This window comes from Streptomyces sp. AC627_RSS907 (assembly GCF_019049165.1).
Genome location: NZ_JAGMUE010001379.1, coordinates 1 through 733, shown reverse-complemented (window position 1 = coordinate 733; position 733 = coordinate 1). Strand labels below are relative to the sequence as shown.

The following is a 733-nucleotide window of genomic DNA, read 5'->3' as shown; positions in this document are numbered from 1 at the left end:
GCTGTGCGGTGTGGGCGGCTTTCGGGATGCGCATCGGTTGTTCCTCCCGAGCGGGTGTGCTCTGCCGATGGGGCCGGAACCGGCGGTGGTGCGGCCGGCCGCCCGTCGATGGCCGCGACGGCGCCTGCCCGGGCCACGCTCCTCAGCGCGGACGGCGTGCCGGGTGCGGTCGCGACGGAGTAACGAGACCGATCGTTTTGGAACCGCCGGTTTCGTTACTCCTGGTTCCGTATGATGCGCCCATGCCCGCTCGAAAGCAAGCACGTAACCCCGGGGGCCGGCCCCGGGACAGCCGCGTCGACGACGCCATCGCCACCGCCGTCCGGGAGCTGCTGGTCGAGGTGGGGTACCCGCGCCTCACGATGGCCGAGGTGGCCGCGCGGGCCGGCGTGGGTAAGGCGGCGATCTACCGGCGCCACGCCACCAAGCAAGAGATGATCTTCGATGTCCTGCTGCCGGACCGGTTCCTGGCCGTGCCGCCCGACCGCGGGTCGCTCCGCGCCGACCTGGCCGCCGTGCTCGCCGAGGTCGCGGAGGCCATGGCGGCTCCGCCGCCGGGGACGGTCCCCGGCCTGTTGGCCGACATCCACGCCGACCCCGCGCTCCACGACCGGTTCACCGAGAGGTACCTGGGGGCCCAGCGCCGGACCCTGACCGAGATCCTCGACCACGCGACCGCGCGCGGTGAACTCACCACCCGCCCCGACCCGGCCGTGCTCAACGCCCTGCTCGT

At 73.4% G+C, this 733-nt stretch carries 1 protein-coding gene; it reads left to right on the top strand.

All coding sequences use genetic code 11. The features are described from left to right. Nucleotides 1-242: 242 nt before the first annotated feature. Nucleotides 243-733: TetR/AcrR family transcriptional regulator (locus tag KUM32_RS42015; protein ID WP_217146864.1), on the top strand; the 491-nt coding region annotated here is incomplete at its 3' end.